Source organism: Pseudomonas sp. Choline-02u-1 (assembly GCF_002836515.1).
Classification (GTDB): Bacteria; Pseudomonadota; Gammaproteobacteria; order Pseudomonadales; family Pseudomonadaceae; genus Aquipseudomonas.
Genome location: NZ_PJBC01000008.1, coordinates 18,985 through 35,852 on the forward strand (window position 1 = coordinate 18,985; position 16,868 = coordinate 35,852).

The following is a 16,868-nucleotide window of genomic DNA, read 5'->3' on the forward strand; positions in this document are numbered from 1 at the left end:
TTAAATGACCGACTATAAAGCCACGCTAAACCTTCCGGACACCGCCTTCCCAATGAAGGCCGGCCTGCCACAGCGCGAACCGCAGATCCTGCAGCGCTGGGACAGTATTGGCCTGTACGGTAAGTTGCGCGAGATTGGCAAGGATCGTCCGAAGTTCGTTCTGCATGACGGCCCTCCGTATGCCAACGGCACGATCCACATCGGTCACGCACTGAACAAGATTCTCAAGGACATGATCATCCGCTCGAAGACCCTGTCGGGCTTCGACGCGCCGTACGTTCCGGGCTGGGACTGCCACGGCCTGCCGATCGAACACAAGGTTGAAGTGACCCACGGCAAGAACCTGGGCGCAGACAAGACCCGCGAACTGTGCCGTGCCTACGCCACCGAGCAGATCGAAGGGCAGAAGTCCGAGTTCATCCGTCTCGGCGTGCTGGGCGACTTCGCCAACCCGTACAAGACGATGGATTTCAAGAACGAAGCCGGTGAGATCCGCGCCCTCGCCGAAATCGTCAAGGGCGGTTTCGTCTTCAAGGGCCTCAAGCCGGTGAACTGGTGCTTCGATTGCGGCTCGGCGCTGGCTGAAGCGGAAGTCGAGTACGAGAACAAGAAGTCCTCGACCATCGACGTCGCGTTCCCGATCGCTGATGAAGCCAAACTGGCTGCCGCGTTCGGTCTGGCCTCGCTGAGCAAACCTGCTGCGATCGTGATCTGGACCACCACCCCGTGGACCATCCCGGCCAACCAGGCGCTGAACGTGCACCCGGAATTCAACTACGCGCTGGTGGATATCGGCGACAAGTTGCTGGTACTGGCTGAAGAACTGGTTGAAGCCTGCCTGACCCGCTATGGCATCGAAGGCTCGGTCATCGCCACCACCACCGGTAAACAACTGGAACTGATCAACTTCCGTCACCCGTTCTACGACCGTCTGTCGCCGGTGTACCTGGCTGACTACGTCGAAATGGGCGCTGGCACCGGCGTGGTTCACTCCGCCCCGGCCTACGGCGTGGACGACTTCGTGACCTGCAAGAAATACGGCATGGTCAACGACGACATCCTCAACCCGGTACAGAGCAACGGCGTGTACGTGCCGTCGCTGGAATTCTTCGGCGGTCAGTTCATCTGGAAGGCCAACCCGGCGATCGTCGACAAGCTGACCGAAGTCGGTGCGCTGATGCACACCACCGTCATCGAGCACAGCTACATGCACTGCTGGCGCCACAAGACCCCGCTGATCTACCGCGCCACCGCGCAGTGGTTCATCGGCATGGACAAGGAGCCAACCAGCGGCGACACACTGCGCGTGCGCTCGCTCAAAGCCATCGAAGACACCAAGTTCGTTCCGGCCTGGGGCCAGGCGCGCCTGCACTCGATGATCGCCAATCGTCCGGACTGGTGCATCTCGCGTCAGCGCAACTGGGGCGTGCCGATCCCGTTCTTCCTCAACAAGGAAAGCGGCGAGCTGCATCCACGCACCGTCGAGCTGATGGAAGAAGTCGCCAAACGCGTTGAAGTCGAAGGCATCGAAGCCTGGTTCAAACTCGACGCTGCCGAACTGCTCGGTGATGAAACGCCGCAGTACGACAAGATCAGCGACACCCTCGACGTCTGGTTCGACTCGGGCACCACGCACTGGCACGTTCTGCGCGGTTCGCACCCGATGGGTCACGAGAGCGGCCCGCGTGCCGACCTGTACCTGGAAGGTTCCGACCAGCACCGTGGCTGGTTCCACTCGTCCTTGCTGACCGGTTGCGCCATCGACAATCACGCGCCGTACCGCGAACTGCTGACGCACGGTTTCACCGTCGACGAAGCCGGGCGCAAGATGTCCAAGTCGCTGGGCAACGTGATCGCGCCGCAGAAAGTCAACGACACCCTGGGCGCCGACATCATGCGTCTGTGGGTCGCTTCGACCGACTACTCCGGCGAAATGGCGGTATCCGACCAGATCCTGCAACGTAGCGCCGACGCCTATCGTCGTATCCGTAACACCGCGCGCTTCCTGCTTTCCAACCTGACCGGTTTCAACCCGGCCACCGACCTGCTGCCGGCCGAAGACATGCTGGCGCTGGATCGCTGGGCGGTGGATCGCACGCTGCTGCTGCAACGCGAGTTGCAAGAGCACTACGGCGAATACCGTTTCTGGAACGTGTACTCGAAGATCCACAACTTCTGCGTGCAGGAGCTGGGTGGTTTCTACCTCGACATCATCAAGGACCGCCAGTACACGACCGGCGCCGACAGCAAGGCCCGTCGCTCGTGCCAGACCGCTCTGTTCCACATCTCCGAGGCGCTGGTGCGCTGGATCGCGCCGATCCTCGCCTTCACTGCTGACGAACTGTGGCAATACCTGCCGGGCGAGCGTAACGAATCGGTCATGCTCAACACCTGGTACGAAGGTCTGACCGAACTGCCGGAAGGCTTCGAGCTGGGTCGCGCCTACTGGGATCGCATCATGGAAGTGAAAGTCGCGGTCAACAAAGAGATGGAAATCCAGCGCGCGGCGAAAGCCGTCGGTGGCAACCTGCAGGCCGAAGTGACGCTGTTTGCCGAAGAGGCGCTGAGCGCCGATCTGGCCAAGCTGAGCAACGAACTGCGCTTCGTGTTGATCACCTCGACCGCCAGTGTTGCGCCGTTTGTTCAGGCTCCAGCGGACGCGGTCGCCACCGAAGTCAGCGGCCTGAAACTAAAGATCGTCAAGTCGGCATTCCCGAAATGTGCGCGTTGCTGGCATTGCCGCGAAGACGTCGGCGTGAACCCGGAACATCCGGAAATCTGCGGACGTTGCGTCGACAACATCAGCGGCGCTGGCGAGGTTCGCCACTATGCCTAATGCCGTTGGCCGTTTCGGACGGCTGAGCTGGCTGTGGTTGAGCTTGCTGGTCCTGGTCATAGACCAGGCCAGCAAGTTCTACTTCGAAAGCAAACTCGAAATGTTCCAGCAGATCGTGATCATTCCCGATCTGTTCAGCTGGACACTGGCCTACAACACCGGCGCTGCCTTCAGTTTCCTCGCCGACAGCTCCGGCTGGCAGCGCTGGCTGTTTGCCCTGATCGCGATTGTCGTCAGTGCCGTGCTGGTGGTCTGGCTCAAGCGCCTGGGCCGCGATGACACCTGGCTGGCCATCGCGCTGGCCCTGGTATTGGGCGGCGCGCTGGGGAATCTGTATGACCGCGTTGCCCTGGGCCATGTGATCGACTTCATTCTGGTGCACTGGCAGAACAGCTGGTATTTCCCGGCGTTCAACGTTGCCGACAGTGCAATTACGGTTGGCGCGATCATGCTGGCGCTGGACATGTTCAAATCGAAAAAAACCGAAGGGACCGCTCATGACTGATCCGCTATCGACTGAGCAACGCATCGGCCAGAACACCGAAGTCACCTTGCACTTTGCCTTGCGCCTGGAAAACGGCGACACCGTCGACAGCACCTTCGACAAGGCGCCGGCGACCTTCAAGGTCGGTGACGGCAACCTGCTTCCGGGTTTCGAAGCCGCGCTGTTCGGTTTCAAGGCCGGCGACAAGCGCACCCTGACCGTCGAGCCGGAAAACGCTTTTGGTCAGCCGAACCCGCAGAACGTGCAGACCATCCCGCGCTCGCAGTTCACCGACATGGAGTTGTCACCGGGCTTGCTGGTGATCTTCAACGATGCGGCCAATACTGAATTGCCGGGCGTGGTAAAAGAGTTCGACGACGCGCAAGTGACCGTTGACTTCAACCACCCGCTGTCCGGCAAGACATTGACCTTTGACGTGGAAATCATTTCAGTCAAAGCGCTATAACTGACCACACGTGGTCAAAAGTGTGGGAGCGGGCTTGCTCGCGAATGCTGACAAACATTCAAAATTGAAGTTGTCTGACACACCGCTTTCGCGAGCAAGCCCGCTCCCACATTAGATTTTTGCTGTTTTTGAGCATAGTGCTCAATCAGCAGGACGTACCTATATTTCGCGCGCAAGACACGAGGCACAGCATGCAAATCAAACTCGCCAACCCCCGTGGCTTCTGCGCCGGTGTGGACCGGGCGATCGAAATCGTCAACCGCGCCCTGGAAGTCTTCGGGCCGCCGATCTATGTGCGTCATGAAGTGGTGCACAACAAGTTCGTTGTCGAAGATTTGCGCAGCCGTGGCGCGATTTTCGTCGAAGAGCTCGATCAGGTACCCGATGACGTGATCGTCATCTTCAGCGCCCACGGTGTTTCCCAAGCCGTGCGCAACGAAGCCGCCGGTCGTGGCCTGAAAGTATTCGATGCAACCTGCCCGCTGGTGACGAAGGTGCACATCGAAGTCGCTAAATACAGCCGCGACGGTCGCGAGTGCATCCTGATCGGCCACGCCGGTCACCCGGAAGTCGAAGGCACCATGGGCCAGTACGACGCCAGCAATGGCGGCGCGATCTACCTCGTTGAAGACGAAAAGGACGTGGCCGCATTGCAGGTGCGCGATCCGGAAAGACTCGCTTTCGTCACCCAGACAACCTTGTCGATGGACGACACCAGCCGCGTTATCGATGCCCTGCGCACTCGCTTCCCGGCGATCGGTGGCCCGCGCAAGGACGATATCTGCTACGCCACGCAGAACCGTCAGGATGCCGTCAAGCAACTGGCCGACGAGTGTGATGTGGTACTGGTGGTTGGCAGCCCGAACAGCTCCAACTCCAACCGTCTGCGTGAACTGGCTGAGCGCATGGCGACCCCGGCCTACCTGATTGACGGTGCCGAAGACCTGCAACAGAGCTGGTTCGACGGCGTCGAGCGTATCGGCATCACCGCTGGCGCCTCGGCACCGGAAGTGCTGGTGCGTGGCGTGATCCAGCAATTGCAGGCCTGGGGCGCGACCGGTGCAGACGAACTGGCCGGTCGTGAAGAAAACATCACGTTCTCGATGCCGAAAGAGCTGCGCGTCCGTTCAATCTGAGGTTTCTGCTTCTGTCGCACAATGCCTGTTCGGTCTCCTGACTGTTCAGGCGCACGCGACCGGTCGCCGCCAACACGATCTGGCGCTGGCTGACGGGTGCGCGCGGCGAGCAGATGTGTATCGTCCCCGCCTGGAATCGCCGTCCCGGCATCAGCGGCTGCCCCAGATGACTGAACCGCACGTAGCGGCTTACCCACCAGTTGCCGACAATCGGCACCTTCGCCTCACTGGCGCGCTCAACCAGCAGCGGGTTGCTGCTGTCCTGCGGCCCCTTGCCGCTGATATCCAGAATGATGCGCCAGCCCTGACTCCAGTCACCGTCGATGCCATGGATCACCACGACTTGATTGTGGGTCATAGCCAGTGTTCGAGCGTGGCGGATACCTTCGAGCAGCGACTGCGCGGCATGATCGCGTTGAGTCGCTTGCGTGAGCGCGGCGAACGCCGGGCTGACCAGCAGCAGAACAATTGCGGCAATCGCCAGTCCCATAAGCAGTTCAATCAGGCTGAAACCGTGTTGGGGCATGAAACATCCCTCCTTGGAATGGTATGAGCGGCGCAATCCGTGCGCCGCGCAGGGCAAATCAGTCGGCGCGTGCCGAGCGAATGTTCTAGCGTGTAGAAGCAGGTATAGCCGACGGCAACGGAGGGCATCGATGGATCTTCGTACAAAAGGTTTCACGCTGGTCGAGTTGCTGGTCGCCATCGCGGTGTTCCTGGTGCTGATCACGTTGGCGGTGCCGGCCTTTACCCGTACGATCCAGAGCAGCAAGGCGGATACCGAAGTCGGCGACTTGCAGCGCGCAATAAATTTCGCCCGGCTCGAAGCCATCAACCGTGGCGTGACCACGCGTCTGCGCCCGACCGCTGGCGGCAGTGTCTGGACCGGTGAGCTGGCGGTCTATGACAGTACTGGCAATCCGGCCAATGTGTTGCGGGTTGTTCCAGCAATGAGCAGTGGCGCGACTCTGACGCTACCCTCAGGAGTGACCGCACTGGATTTCAATAATCTCGGCGGCTTGGCGGCGCCGTCGACGGCGGTGGCCATCGGTTACACGCTGGGCACGCAAAGCAGGACGCTGAACGTGTGTTTGAACGGACGCATTCAACTGGGTGGAAATTGCGGATGAGGGCAGGGAGCAAAAACGCACAGGAGGGCATGACGCTGATCGAAGTGCTCGTCGCGTTACTGATTCTGACCGTTGGGCTGTTGGGCGCGGCAGCGGTGCAACTCAATGCGCTGAAGTACACCGACAGTTCACGGATGACCAGTCAGGCGAGCTTCATTGCCTATGACATGATGGACCGCATTCGCGCCAACTCCGGCGCTAACTACACCGTTACCCCACCAACCTCGGGCAATCTCAGTGTTGCGCGGGATCAGGATCTCTACGACTTCACCAGCAATATCGCAAGCTTCGGCGGCCCGACCGCGACGGGCAGCATCACCCTCAATCAACGGGTCTATACCATCACCATTACCTGGAGCGATGCTCGCGCGGCCAACGCTGCCAGCGCCCAGCGCAGTTTCGTGCTGACCAGCCGTGCGGCGGTCGACCCGGTGGCGACGCCATGAAGCACGCCAACCGCGGTTTCGGCCTGATCGAATTGCTGATCGCGTTGGCGTTGGGGCTGATCGTCGTGCTAGGTGTGGTGCAGATCTTCATCGCCGCGAAAAACACCTACGTCAGTCAGAACAGCGCCGCAGCAATGCAGGAAGACGCGCGTTTCGTTCTCAGCAAGATGATTCAGGAAATCCGTATGGTCGGCATGTTCGGCTGTCTCGGCACCATCACTGATTCGAGCAGCGCGGGCGATTTCAACACAGCGCAGCTCATTCCGATCGACTGGGATAACGCCAATCTCAAATTGACCCTGGTCACTGCCGATGTCGGCAGTGGCGGGGGGACACCAACGTGGACGGTGATCTCCGATTGTCGCAACAGCGCGGTCGCCTACAGCGGGTTGCGCAGCCCGACCACGGGGCAAATTGCTTTCCCGATCCGGCGCCTGATCTACAGTTTCAGCAATAACCAGATCCTCATGGGCACTGGCAGCGGCAATCCGGCGCAGCAAGTGCTGGTGAACAACGTCAGCGCCTTCAACGTCACGTTCGGCTTGGCCAGCTCGGCGACCGAAGTCGCAGCCTCAACCTACAGCAGTAACCCCACCGATCCCGCGCGCATCCGCAGTGTGCGCCTGAGCCTGACCCTCACCGACCCGAACAACCGGGTGCGCAACCAAACCTTCAACGTGGTTGCGGCATTGCGCAACCGCTTGCAATGAGGGGGGGATGATGAGGATTTGCTTGCAACAACGTCAGGCACAGCGCGGCATGGTCTTGTTGGTCAGTCTGGTGTTCCTGCTGTTGCTTACCTTGATCGGATTGTCCTCAATGCAAAGCGCCAACCTGCAGGAAAAAATGGCCGGTAGCGTCAGCCTGCGCAATCAATCATTTCAGGCGGCCGAAGCGGCGCTGCGTGTTGGTGAGAGCGCTGTGCAACTGGACAGCTACTCTCTGGCGGTGTGCAGCGGCACGACTCAATGTTTACCGCCGGCGGAATCGTCAGTGATCAATGCGGCCGGCTTCAATTCAGCTTCCGGGGTGACCTGGATCGCCGCCGGTAACGGTTTTTACGGAGTGCAAAACATCGGCACGACCCTGACCGCGGTGAACGTACCTACCAACACCTCGGCGACCTTGTATCGAGTCACTGCGGTCGGCATCGCCGGCAATTCGCGTAGCGTGGTGGAGAGTGTCTATGCGAAGTATTGAGCGCGGCGTGTCGCTGCTGATCGGCATGCTGCTGAGTTTCTATCTGGCGGCGCCGGCCTGGGCATTCACGCCGTCCGATTCACCGCTGCTGAGCGCGGCAGCGGTGGCGCCAAACGTGATGCTGCTGATCGACGATTCGGGGAGTATGAACAGCATCATTTACGCCGCCGAGTTCAACCCGAACGTCAACCGCCCGCCCGCCCGGCAGTGCAATGCTTTCCTCGGACTGTGCTCTGCAATCAATGCGCCGCAGATTACCGGCGACACGGTGTTTCTATCGAGCCTGCCAACCTCGGGTTGCTCGGGAGGCGCCTATGCGTTCTACAACAACAGTGTGGCGCCGTTGTGCCTCAAGCTCCCCGACCCCGTAGGCAACGAAAACACCCGGTATTCCGCCAATTACATTTCTTACATTGTCGGCCTGGCTAACAGCAACGGAACCCGCGACTTCACCACCGGGGCGATCCCCAACGATTACCGGATGAACGTGGCGCGCAACGTTTCCACTGCACTGGTGAGCAGCAATCGCACCTTGCGCATGGGCCTGTCGACGTTCAATCCGGCCACCAGCAGCAACCCGGGCAACGGCGGGTTTATCGCTCGCTCGATCACCGATTTGTCACCCGTCGCCGGCAGCGTCACCCAGGCCCAGGCAGACACCAACTACAACGCGCTGATCTCATCGATCAACGGCTTGAACGCCGTGGCCAACACGCCGTTGGCCGAGAGCTATTACGAAGTCACTCGCTACATGCGCGGCCTGGCGCCTTACTACAACGGCACGCCAGCGACCTACACCAGCCCGATTCAATATCGCTGCCAGAAAAACTACGGCGTGGTGATTACCGATGGCTTGCCGACCTATGACCGTACCTTCCCGACCAACGATCCGCTGGGAGGCGGTCGGTTACCGAACTGGGATGGCGTGAATAACGATGGCGACAACCTCAGTGGTGACGGTGAAGGCGACACGCTTTATCTGGATGACATTGCCAAATTCGCCTTCGACATCGACATGCGCTCGACCGGTACCGACGCCGCCGGCAAGAGCTGGAACGCCGTGGATTTTCCCAGGCAGTACATGAACACCTACACCGTGGGTTTCGCTGCGGATAACGACATGCTGTCCGACGCCGCCAGTTATGGGCAGGGCAGGTATTACCAGGCGACCGACAGTTCCGGGCTCAATGCGGCGTTGTCGTCGGCATTGAGCGATATCACTTCCAAAGCCGGCTCTGGTGGTGCCGGCGCTGCCAGCAGCAGCACGTTGACCAGTGGCAGCAGTTTTTACCAGACAACCTACGATCCCAAGGATTGGCGCGGCACGATCAGGTCGTTCGGCTTTACCTCGACCGGCACGGTAAATACCTCGACGGCGCAATGGTCGACCGACACCACGATCGTGCCCTCTGCCACGGCGCCGACTTTCCAGTCATGGAACACCGCGAGCAATACGCCAATTGCCTTGGCACTCCTCAACTTTTCCCCAGCGCAGCAAACGACGCTGAATCAGGGGTTGCCCACCGGAATCAACGGCAATGATCTGGTGGAGTGGAGCAAAGGCACCAACAAGGCCGGGCTCAAAGTTCGCAGTGCGCTGCTCGGCGACATCATCAATTCGCCGCTGGTGCTCGCGTCGCCTTCGGACAAGACTGCATCTGATCTGACGGGTGACAGCAGTTACACCAACTACCTGACTACCAAGGCTGCGAACATGAATACCAGCCTGGTGGTGAACGCCAACGACGGTTTCGTCAATGTGATCAATTCGGCGAACGGCACGCGCCGTTACGCTTATATGCCCTCCAGTGTGCTGCCTTCGTTGCGTCTGATCGCGGACACCAACTACGTCAACGGCGTCAGCCACAAGTTTCTGGTGGACGGTCAGGTCGGCGTGTTCGATGCGCAGGCAGGCACCACCTGGAAAACCCTGGCCATTGGCGGAACGGGGGCTGGCGGTAAAACGTTTTATGGACTGCAACTGTTCGATGCCTCGGCAGGCAACGTGATCAAGGCACAGTGGGAAGTCAGTGCGCCGGCCACCGCCAACACGTCGAACGCGTTCAATGATCTGGGTTACGCCTACGCGCGTCCGGAAGTGGCACGCTTGGCCAACGGTCGCTGGGCGACATTCATTGCCAATGGCTACGGCAGCCATTCGGGGGTTGCAGCGTTGTATGTGCTGGATGCGCTGGATGGTTCACTGATCAGAAAAATCGTCGTCGACAGCACGGAGACCAGCAACGGTCTGTCCTCTGTGGAACTCAGGGTCAACTCTTCGAACGTGGTACAGGCGGCCTACGGTGGAGACCTGAAAGGACGCATGTGGAAATTCGACTTGAGCGCGACGGCGCCGGATAGCTGGGGCGTGGCGTTCGCCGGCAAGCCATTGTTCACCGCGCCGGGCGGGGCAACGCAGCCGATCACCGCGCAACCGCTGCTGGCGGATAACCCACAGGGCGGCAAACAGGTGTTTTTTGGCACCGGCAAGTTCAACGAGACTGCCGACAAGACCAACAAGGATCTGCAGGCGTTCTATTCAATCTGGGATGCAGAGGGTGGTGCCGGGCAAATCACCGCCAGCAGTTTGCAGGCCCAGGCGATCACCGGTTCGTTCTCCGGCAGCTCCGGGCAGTTCCTGACCACCAGCCAGAATGAAACGACGTATCCGGGAGAAAAAGGCTGGTACCTGCCGCTGGTGTATAACAACGTGCTGACCGGTGAACGCGTGATCAATCAGGCCAGTCTTGTGTTGGGGCGAGTGGTTTTCACCACTGCCAGCGTCGATACCACCGACCCTTGTTCGAGCTTTGGTACGGGCAGACTGGTCGAACTCGATGCGTTCAACGGTAAGATGCTCAACTACGCCGTGATCGACACAACCGGCGACCGTTTGGTCGACAGCAATGACACGATATCCAGTGGTGTGATTTTTACCAGCGGCAATCCGACCCTGAACTTCATTTCCGCTAACGGCGAGCGCAAGGGCACGATTGACACCAGCGGCGCGATCACGGTCATTGTGGAAAAGGGCGGCGGCGGAAGCCGTCGTATCATGTGGCGACAAATCCAGTAAGCGAGAATTTGAGGCATGCGCAGATCCAGCCGAGGTTTTACCCTGATCGAGATCATGATCGTCATCGCGATTATCGGGATCATCCTCACCATCAGCATCCCCAGCTACAACGAATACGTGAAGAAGGGCCGTCGCGCCGAAGTGGTCTCGCTGCTCTCGGAGCAGGCGCAGACCCTTGAGCGTTTCTACACCCGTAACAATGCCTACACCGGCGTTACTGGACTGAGCACGGGCAATGATTTCTACACCATCACCCCAACGCTGACGGACCAGACCTTTGTGCTCACCGCGACGCGTAAAACCGGCTCGGCGATGGCGACCGACAAGTGCGGGGATTTCACCCTGACCAATACCGGCGTGCGAAGCATGAACAACGCGATCGCCGGAGTGACCGCCAAGGATTGCTGGGGCCGCTGACGCATTCTTTTTCGGGTGCCCTTTGCGCCCACTGTCTTTTTTACGGTTGGATCAAACATGACCAGGCAACAGCAAGTGGTTATTGTCGGTGGCGGAGTGATTGGCCTGCTCACCGCCTACAATCTTGCCTCCGAAATGCGCAGCGTAGTGCTGCTGGATCGCTCGAATGTTGGCCAGGAATCGTCCTGGGCTGGTGGCGGTATCGTGTCGCCGTTGTACCCGTGGCGCTACAGCCCGGCAGTCACCGCACTGGCGCATTGGTCGCAGGATTTTTATCCACAGCTCGGCGAGCGCTTGTTTGCCGACACGGGGGTTGATCCTGAGGTGCACACCACTGGCCTGTATTGGCTGGATCTGGACGATGAAGCCGCAGCCCTGGCCTGGGCCGAGCGGGAAAATCGGCCGCTGCGGGCTGTGGATATCTCGGCGGCACATGACGCGGTGCCGGTGCTCGGCAGCGGTTTCAGTCGTGCGATCTACATGGCCGATGTCGCCAATGTGCGCAATCCACGGCTGGTCAAATCGCTGAAAGCCGCTTTGCTGGCGCTGCCCAATGTCACGATTCATGAGCAATGCGAAGTTGCAGGCTTCGTCCGCGAGGGCGAGCGCGTGGTCGGCGTGCAGACTCCGACGGGCATGATCAACGGCGACCAGATTGTGCTGACGGCGGGAGCGTGGAGCGGTGATCTGCTCAAGACGCTGAACCTGTCGCTGCCGGTCGAGCCGGTCAAAGGCCAGATGATTCTTTACAAGTGCGCGGCTGATTTCCTGCCGAGCATGGTGCTGGCCAAGGGGCGTTATGCGATCCCGCGTCGCGACGGTCACATTTTGATCGGCAGCACGCTGGAGCACGAAGGTTACGACAAGACCCCGACCGACATAGCGCTGCAAAGCCTCAAGGCCTCGGCGATCGAATTGTTGCCGGCGCTGGCGGATGCCGAAGTGGTCGGGCACTGGGCGGGGCTGCGGCCGGGGTCGCCGGAAGGGGTTCCCTTTATTGGCCGGGTGCCGGGATTAGAAGGGTTGTGGCTGAATTGCGGACATTACCGCAATGGGCTGGTGTTGGCGCCGGCGTCGTGTCAGTTGTTTGCCGATGTGATGTTGGGTCGTTCGCCAATTATTGATCCGAAGCCGTATGCACCTGAGGGCCGCATCTAAAGCAAGACCAAAAGATCGCAGCCTTCGGCAGCTCCTACATTGAAATGCGTACCCGTAGGGGCTGCCGAAGGCTGCGATCTTTTGCGATCTAATCCAGGCCCAATTTCTTCAGCCGATAGCGCATCGAACGAAACGAAAGGCTCAACCGCTGCGCCGCCGCTGTGCGGTTCCAGCGGGTTTCCTCCAGCGCCTGCAAAATCAGTTTGCGTTCGACGCTCTCCAGATAATCCTCGAGATTGTCGATCTGCGTCAGATCGGCCAATGCGCCATCCGCCGAGCAATTGCCCTCGCTCAAACGCAGATCCTGCGCCTCGATCATGCGGTTTTCGCACAAGGTGTGCGCACGTTCGAGAACGTTCTCCAGCTCGCGCACATTGCCGGGAAAGCGATAGTTCTTCAGCGCCTCCAGCGCCTGCGGATGCAGGCGTGCTTCGGGTTGTCCGGTGTCTTTGGCCAGACGCTTGAGCACGTGCATGGCGAGCGCTTCGATGTCATCGCGGCGTTCGCGCAGGGAAGGCACGCGCAATTCGATGACGTTGAGCCGGTAATACAGATCCTGGCGGAATCGCTCTGCCGCGACTTCTGCCTCAAGATCTTTATGAGTGGCGCAAAGGATGCGCACGTCGACGACCGTCTCCTGCTGCCCGCCGACGCTGCGCACGGCTTTTTCCTGAATTGCCCGCAGTAGTTTCACCTGCATCGACAGTGGCAGATCGGCAACTTCATCGAGAAACAGAGTGCCGCCATGGGCCGCCTGGAACAGCCCCGGCTTGTCCTCGACGGCACCGGTGAAACTGCCTTTGCGGTGACCGAAGAATTCGCTTTCCATCAGCTCCGACGGAATCGCCCCGCAGTTCACCGGCATAAATGGCTGGCCAGCTCGCGGGCCCTGTTCATGGATCAAACGGGCGACCAGCTCCTTGCCACTGCCGGATTCACCGCTGATGTACACCGGCGCCTGACTGCGCGCGAGCTTGTCGATCTGCTTGCGCAGATTGGCCATCGGCGGCGAGTCGCCTAGCAGCCGTCGTTCGATTGCCGTACCCAGGCCACCCGCTGTCGGCATGCGCAGGGCCGAACTGACCAACTCGCGTAGACGCGGCAGTTCCACCGGTTTGGTGAGGAAATCGAACGCCCCGGCTTTCAGCGCACTGATGGCCGTTTCCAGGTTTCCGTATGCGGTGATCATCGCCACTGGCAGATGCGGATCGCGTTGCTGGATGTGTTGCACCAGATCCAGCCCGGTGCCGTCGGGCAGGCGCATGTCGGTCAGGCACAGGTCAAAGTCCTCGCGCTGTAACAGCGCCTGGGCCTCGCCCAGATTGCGTGCGCTGAAGGTCTCGAGTTTCATCCGTCCCAGGGTGATTTCCAGGAGCTCGCGGATATCCGGTTCGTCGTCGACGATAAGAATTTTTTGCCGTGGGCTTGTATTCAACTTTGTTTCCGTCCGTGAGCAAAGGTGATGCGAAAGCAGCCGCCGCCTTGGCGTGATTTGAAGTCTAGGCGTGCCTGGTTGCTTTCGCACAGCTCACGGGACAGATAAAGGCCAAGACCGGTGCCCTGGCTGCTGGTGGTGAAGAACGGTTCAAAGAGATGCGCCTGTTCATCGGCCGACACGCCGGAACCGTTGTCCTGCACTTCGAGCACTGCCAATTGGCTGTCGGGGTCGACGAACAGGGCCAGCCAGACTTCGGCCAGTTCGTGCAGTTGGGCACTGTGCCGCCAGGCGTTGCGTATCAGGTTGTCGAGAATCTGCCGCAGCTGGTTGGGATCCATCAGTGTGGTGAAGTCTCCGGAATTGATCCGCAGATGAATATGCTGGCGCTCGGTGGCCTGCTCGCGGGTTTCGGCGACGAAGTTTTCCAGCCACGGCTTGAGATCCAGCCGTTGCGGTGCGCTTTGCTGGCGGCGGGACAGTTGCAGGACGTTTTCGATGACTCGATTCATGCGCTGGGAGTGGTCTTGAATAATCTGCGTCAGACGCCGATCTGCCATATCGAGTTCCTCGGACTCGGCCAGCAGCTGCGCGGCATGACTGATCGCGCCCAGTGGATTGCGAATTTCGTGAGAGATGCCGGCGGTCAAACGCCCGAGGGCAGCGAGTTTGAGTTGCTGCGCCTGTTGGGTGATTTGCGCCAGATCTTCGAGAAACACCAGCGTCTGCTGGTTCGGGCTCTGCTCAAGAGCGATGAAGCTAGGCTGCAATTCCAGGCCAATGTCGGGGATCTTCAGGCTCTGCGGGCGCAAGGTCGGGTTGTTGCGCCACATTTGCAGGCGATCGACCAGCGCGGGGGAATACTCGTCGATCAAATGTCCTTGCAGGTGGCTATGGCCGAGGAGGCTCTGCGCACTGTGATTGGCCAGTTGCACCCGGCGTTGTTCGTCCAGCACCAGAATGCCGGTGCGCATGCGTTGCAGGATCAGCGCATTGAGCGCTTCCAGGCCGACTACTTCGCTGGCGCGTTGTTCGGCCAGGGTTTCGCTGACCTCCAATCGGCGAATCAGCCCCTGCACCAACAATGAGGCGGCGAAGCACAGCGCGCCGAGGGTGCCGGCTTGCAGGTAGGCGTTGGCGCTGAGGGGCTGGCTGAGACCCAGCAGAAAGCTCAGGCCGACAATGCCAATCGCCGCGATGGCGGCAATCAGCAGGCCGATGCGCCTGCGCAGCAACGTGTTGCTGATCGCCACCGAGACGACCAGCAAGTTGCCCAGCGCACTGACGACGCCGCCGGCCGCGTAGAACAGGCCGCACAACAGCAGCACATCGACGAGGGCCAGGCCGAACAGTTGCGCCGGGCGGCGGGTGCTTTCGAGGAACACCACCAACAGCATGTTGATGATCAGGTAAAGCCAACTGCCGCCGCGCAGCAGATCGTCGTTGGCCGACGTCAGCAGGCGGTTGTCCATGTTGCTGGAGATCAGCAGCACCAGGGTGATGCCGACACTCAATCGGTACAGGTGATAAAGGCGCAGCAGACGCTGAGCCTGTTTCTGGTCGGCTTGGGCGGCCTCAGCGACCACTGGCGCCCGGGCCTTGCTCGAGATGAGCCTGGCTGCAATACCATTGTTGCTGGTTGCCCAGCGCGCGGTCGCGCGGCAAATGCACGCCGCAGTGGGCGCAGCGCACCATCGGCGGGGCGTCCTGTTCGCGCGGCGTTTGAGTGGACGAGGCGGGGGCCTTGAATTTGCGCCAGAGCCAGATGGCGGCGAAGATCAGGGCAATCCAGAACAATAAACGAAGCATGATGAGCGGCTTTTCGACTGATGATCCGGCAGTTTAGCCAAGGACCGGATCAGCGCCCAGCCAATTAAAGCGCGGCAATAAAAAAGGGAGATCCGCAGATCTCCCTTTGTTGTTCAACCGATGTGATCAGTCGAACACGCCGAAGGTCATGTAGCTGAACCACGAGCGATCGGTGTCGCTGGATTCCGGCTCTGGCTCTTCGATCACGTCGCCATTCTCGTCTTTAGGCTTGAGCTCGTTCGGGATCGCATCTTTCGCTTCCTGGAACTGCTTCTGCACGTCCTGGTTGGCGCGGGTTTCGCCCGGCGGCAGCGGTGGACGCGATTCGATCAGGCCCAAAGTCGCCTTGCTCAGGAACGAACGGTTGTCGGCTTCGGCCACGCGTGGCACGAACTGGCCGTCCTGCAGACTCGAGTGGTCCGGGTAGTTGAGCTTGAGGGTTTCCAGGCTGGTGGCCGCCAGATCGTCGAGGTGCAGACGCTGGTAGGCTTCGGTCATCACCGCCAGGCCGTCGCCGACCGATGGGGTTTCCTGGAAGTTCTCCACCACGTATTTGCCACGGTTGGCAGCGGCTACATAAGCCTGACGGGTCAGGTAGTAGTCAGCGACGTGGATTTCGTAGGCGGCCAGCAGGTTGCGCAGGTAGATCATGCGCTGCTTGGCGTCCGGCGCGTAGCGGCTGTTCGGGTAGCGGCTGGTCAGTTGCGCGAACTCGTTGTACGAGTCACGGGCGGCGCCCGGGTCGCGCTTGGTCATGTCCAGCGGCAGGAAGCGCGCCAGCAGGCCGACGTCCTGGTCGAACGAGGTCAGACCCTTGAGGTAGTAGGCGTAATCCACGTTCGGATGCTGCGGATGCAAACGAATGAAACGCTCGGCGGCGGACTTTGCAGCTTCCGGCTCGGCGTTCTTGTAGTTGGCGTAGATCAACTCCAGCTGAGCCTGATCGGCGTAGCGACCGAACGGATAACGCGATTCCAGGGCCTTCAGCTTGGCTGTGGCGCTGGTGTAGCTGTTGTTGTCCAGATCAGTCTGAGCCTGCTGATACAGCTCGGCTTCGCTGAGGTTTTCGTCTACGACTTCCTTCGATGAGCAAGCAGCGGTCAATGCGAGGATGGCGATCAGCAGCAGGTGTTTCACTTGCATGGCGGCTTGCGTCCCTATGACGGCCGCTGTCTTGGGCGGGGCCGTCCTGTTATGATGAGCGCCCCGTTGAAAAGCCTCGGGGCAAAAGACGCCGTATTTAACCACAAGCGCGCAGCCGAAACCAAAGGCTGT

At 60.2% G+C, this 16,868-nt stretch carries 16 protein-coding genes; 11 read left to right on the forward strand and 5 right to left on the reverse strand.

Annotated elements, in window-relative coordinates:
- Nucleotides 1-4 precede the first annotated feature (4 nt).
- From ileS to ispH, 4 genes are all read left to right on the forward strand, one after another.
- Complete coding sequence (gene ileS / locus CXF97_RS07435) at nucleotides 5-2,836, forward strand: isoleucine--tRNA ligase (RefSeq protein ID WP_101157571.1); 2,832 nt, start codon at nucleotides 5-7, stop codon at nucleotides 2,834-2,836.
- Nucleotides 2,829-3,341: a signal peptidase II gene (gene lspA, locus CXF97_RS07440; RefSeq protein ID WP_101157573.1), complete on the forward strand. Its 513-nt coding sequence runs from the start codon at nucleotides 2,829-2,831 to the stop codon at nucleotides 3,339-3,341. The genes ileS and lspA overlap by 8 nt, the downstream gene beginning before the upstream one ends.
- Nucleotides 3,334-3,786, forward strand: a complete 453-nt coding sequence (fkpB, locus tag CXF97_RS07445) for an FKBP-type peptidyl-prolyl cis-trans isomerase (protein ID WP_101157575.1) — start codon at nucleotides 3,334-3,336, stop codon at nucleotides 3,784-3,786. Before lspA ends, fkpB begins: the two co-directional genes overlap by 8 nt.
- Before the next feature lie 191 nt (nucleotides 3,787-3,977).
- Nucleotides 3,978-4,922, forward strand: coding sequence for a 4-hydroxy-3-methylbut-2-enyl diphosphate reductase (gene ispH, locus CXF97_RS07455; protein WP_016773129.1), 945 nt, complete (start codon nucleotides 3,978-3,980; stop codon nucleotides 4,920-4,922).
- On the opposite strand, the gene CXF97_RS07460 is transcribed toward ispH, so the two are convergent.
- Nucleotides 4,879-5,448, reverse strand: a complete 570-nt coding sequence (locus CXF97_RS07460) for a GspH/FimT family protein (RefSeq protein WP_101157577.1) — start codon at nucleotides 5,446-5,448, stop codon at nucleotides 4,879-4,881. The two genes, ispH and CXF97_RS07460, sit on opposite strands and share 44 nt — an antisense overlap.
- Nucleotides 5,449-5,578: 130 nt before the next feature.
- Between CXF97_RS07460 and CXF97_RS07465 the strand changes: the two genes are divergently transcribed.
- From CXF97_RS07465 to thiO, 7 genes are read left to right on the forward strand one after another with little or no spacing between them, the layout of a single operon-like run.
- Nucleotides 5,579-6,052, forward strand: coding sequence for a GspH/FimT family pseudopilin (locus tag CXF97_RS07465; RefSeq protein ID WP_101157579.1), 474 nt, complete (start codon nucleotides 5,579-5,581; stop codon nucleotides 6,050-6,052).
- Nucleotides 6,049-6,498 carry a type IV pilus modification protein PilV gene (gene pilV / locus CXF97_RS07470; RefSeq protein WP_101157581.1) on the forward strand — a complete coding sequence of 150 codons (450 nt, stop codon included), beginning with the start codon at nucleotides 6,049-6,051 and terminating at the stop codon, nucleotides 6,496-6,498. Before CXF97_RS07465 ends, pilV begins: the two co-directional genes overlap by 4 nt.
- Nucleotides 6,495-7,208: a PilW family protein gene (locus CXF97_RS07475; RefSeq protein WP_101157583.1), complete on the forward strand. Its 714-nt coding sequence runs from the start codon at nucleotides 6,495-6,497 to the stop codon at nucleotides 7,206-7,208. Before pilV ends, CXF97_RS07475 begins: the two co-directional genes overlap by 4 nt.
- A gap of 10 nt (nucleotides 7,209-7,218) precedes the next feature.
- Nucleotides 7,219-7,698, forward strand: coding sequence for a PilX N-terminal domain-containing pilus assembly protein (locus CXF97_RS07480; protein ID WP_101157679.1), 480 nt, complete (start codon nucleotides 7,219-7,221; stop codon nucleotides 7,696-7,698).
- Nucleotides 7,685-10,774: a pilus assembly protein gene (locus CXF97_RS07485; protein WP_101157584.1), complete on the forward strand. Its 3,090-nt coding sequence runs from the start codon at nucleotides 7,685-7,687 to the stop codon at nucleotides 10,772-10,774. Before CXF97_RS07480 ends, CXF97_RS07485 begins: the two co-directional genes overlap by 14 nt.
- Before the next feature lie 15 nt (nucleotides 10,775-10,789).
- Nucleotides 10,790-11,191: a type IV pilin protein gene (locus CXF97_RS07490; RefSeq protein ID WP_101157586.1), complete on the forward strand. Its 402-nt coding sequence runs from the start codon at nucleotides 10,790-10,792 to the stop codon at nucleotides 11,189-11,191.
- A gap of 57 nt (nucleotides 11,192-11,248) precedes the next feature.
- On the forward strand, nucleotides 11,249-12,349 hold the full coding sequence (gene thiO / locus CXF97_RS07495) for a glycine oxidase ThiO (protein WP_101157588.1): 1,101 nt from the start codon (nucleotides 11,249-11,251) through the stop codon (nucleotides 12,347-12,349).
- Nucleotides 12,350-12,437: 88 nt separating this feature from the next.
- Here thiO and CXF97_RS07500 read toward each other — a convergent pair whose 3' ends face one another.
- From CXF97_RS07500 to CXF97_RS07515, 4 genes are all read right to left on the reverse strand, one after another.
- Entirely contained in the window at nucleotides 12,438-13,784 is a 1,347-nt protein-coding gene (locus CXF97_RS07500; RefSeq protein WP_101157590.1) for a sigma-54 dependent transcriptional regulator, read from the reverse strand.
- A complete protein-coding gene (locus CXF97_RS07505; protein WP_101157592.1) occupies nucleotides 13,781-15,370 on the reverse strand; it encodes a PAS domain-containing sensor histidine kinase in 1,590 nt (529 codons plus the stop codon). Before CXF97_RS07505 ends, CXF97_RS07500 begins: the two co-directional genes overlap by 4 nt.
- The gene (locus tag CXF97_RS07510; RefSeq protein ID WP_101157594.1) at nucleotides 15,360-15,593 is read right to left on the reverse strand and encodes a PP0621 family protein; all 234 of its coding nucleotides are present in this window, start codon (nucleotides 15,591-15,593) and stop codon (nucleotides 15,360-15,362) included. Before CXF97_RS07510 ends, CXF97_RS07505 begins: the two co-directional genes overlap by 11 nt.
- 126 nt (nucleotides 15,594-15,719) lie before the next feature.
- Nucleotides 15,720-16,736: an outer membrane protein assembly factor BamD gene (locus CXF97_RS07515; protein WP_101157596.1), complete on the reverse strand. Its 1,017-nt coding sequence runs from the start codon at nucleotides 16,734-16,736 to the stop codon at nucleotides 15,720-15,722.
- Nucleotides 16,737-16,868 lie beyond the last annotated feature (132 nt).

Bases quoted from the DNA above. Each gene is read 5' to 3' on its own strand.
- ileS (WP_101157571.1), top strand. From the start codon at position 5: ATGACCGACTATAAAGCCACGCTAAACCTTCCGGACACCGCCTTCCCA.
- lspA (WP_101157573.1), top strand. From the start codon at position 2,829: ATGCCTAATGCCGTTGGCCGTTTCGGACGGCTGAGCTGGCTGTGGTTG.
- fkpB (WP_101157575.1), top strand. From the start codon at position 3,334: ATGACTGATCCGCTATCGACTGAGCAACGCATCGGCCAGAACACCGAA.
- ispH (WP_016773129.1), top strand. From the start codon at position 3,978: ATGCAAATCAAACTCGCCAACCCCCGTGGCTTCTGCGCCGGTGTGGAC.
- CXF97_RS07460 (WP_101157577.1), bottom strand. From the start codon at position 5,448: ATGCCCCAACACGGTTTCAGCCTGATTGAACTGCTTATGGGACTGGCG.
- CXF97_RS07465 (WP_101157579.1), top strand. From the start codon at position 5,579: ATGGATCTTCGTACAAAAGGTTTCACGCTGGTCGAGTTGCTGGTCGCC.
- pilV (WP_101157581.1), top strand. From the start codon at position 6,049: ATGAGGGCAGGGAGCAAAAACGCACAGGAGGGCATGACGCTGATCGAA.
- CXF97_RS07475 (WP_101157583.1), top strand. From the start codon at position 6,495: ATGAAGCACGCCAACCGCGGTTTCGGCCTGATCGAATTGCTGATCGCG.
- CXF97_RS07480 (WP_101157679.1), top strand. From the start codon at position 7,219: ATGAGGATTTGCTTGCAACAACGTCAGGCACAGCGCGGCATGGTCTTG.
- CXF97_RS07485 (WP_101157584.1), top strand. From the start codon at position 7,685: ATGCGAAGTATTGAGCGCGGCGTGTCGCTGCTGATCGGCATGCTGCTG.
- CXF97_RS07490 (WP_101157586.1), top strand. From the start codon at position 10,790: ATGCGCAGATCCAGCCGAGGTTTTACCCTGATCGAGATCATGATCGTC.
- thiO (WP_101157588.1), top strand. From the start codon at position 11,249: ATGACCAGGCAACAGCAAGTGGTTATTGTCGGTGGCGGAGTGATTGGC.
- CXF97_RS07510 (WP_101157594.1), bottom strand. From the start codon at position 15,593: ATGCTTCGTTTATTGTTCTGGATTGCCCTGATCTTCGCCGCCATCTGG.
- CXF97_RS07515 (WP_101157596.1), bottom strand. From the start codon at position 16,736: ATGCAAGTGAAACACCTGCTGCTGATCGCCATCCTCGCATTGACCGCT.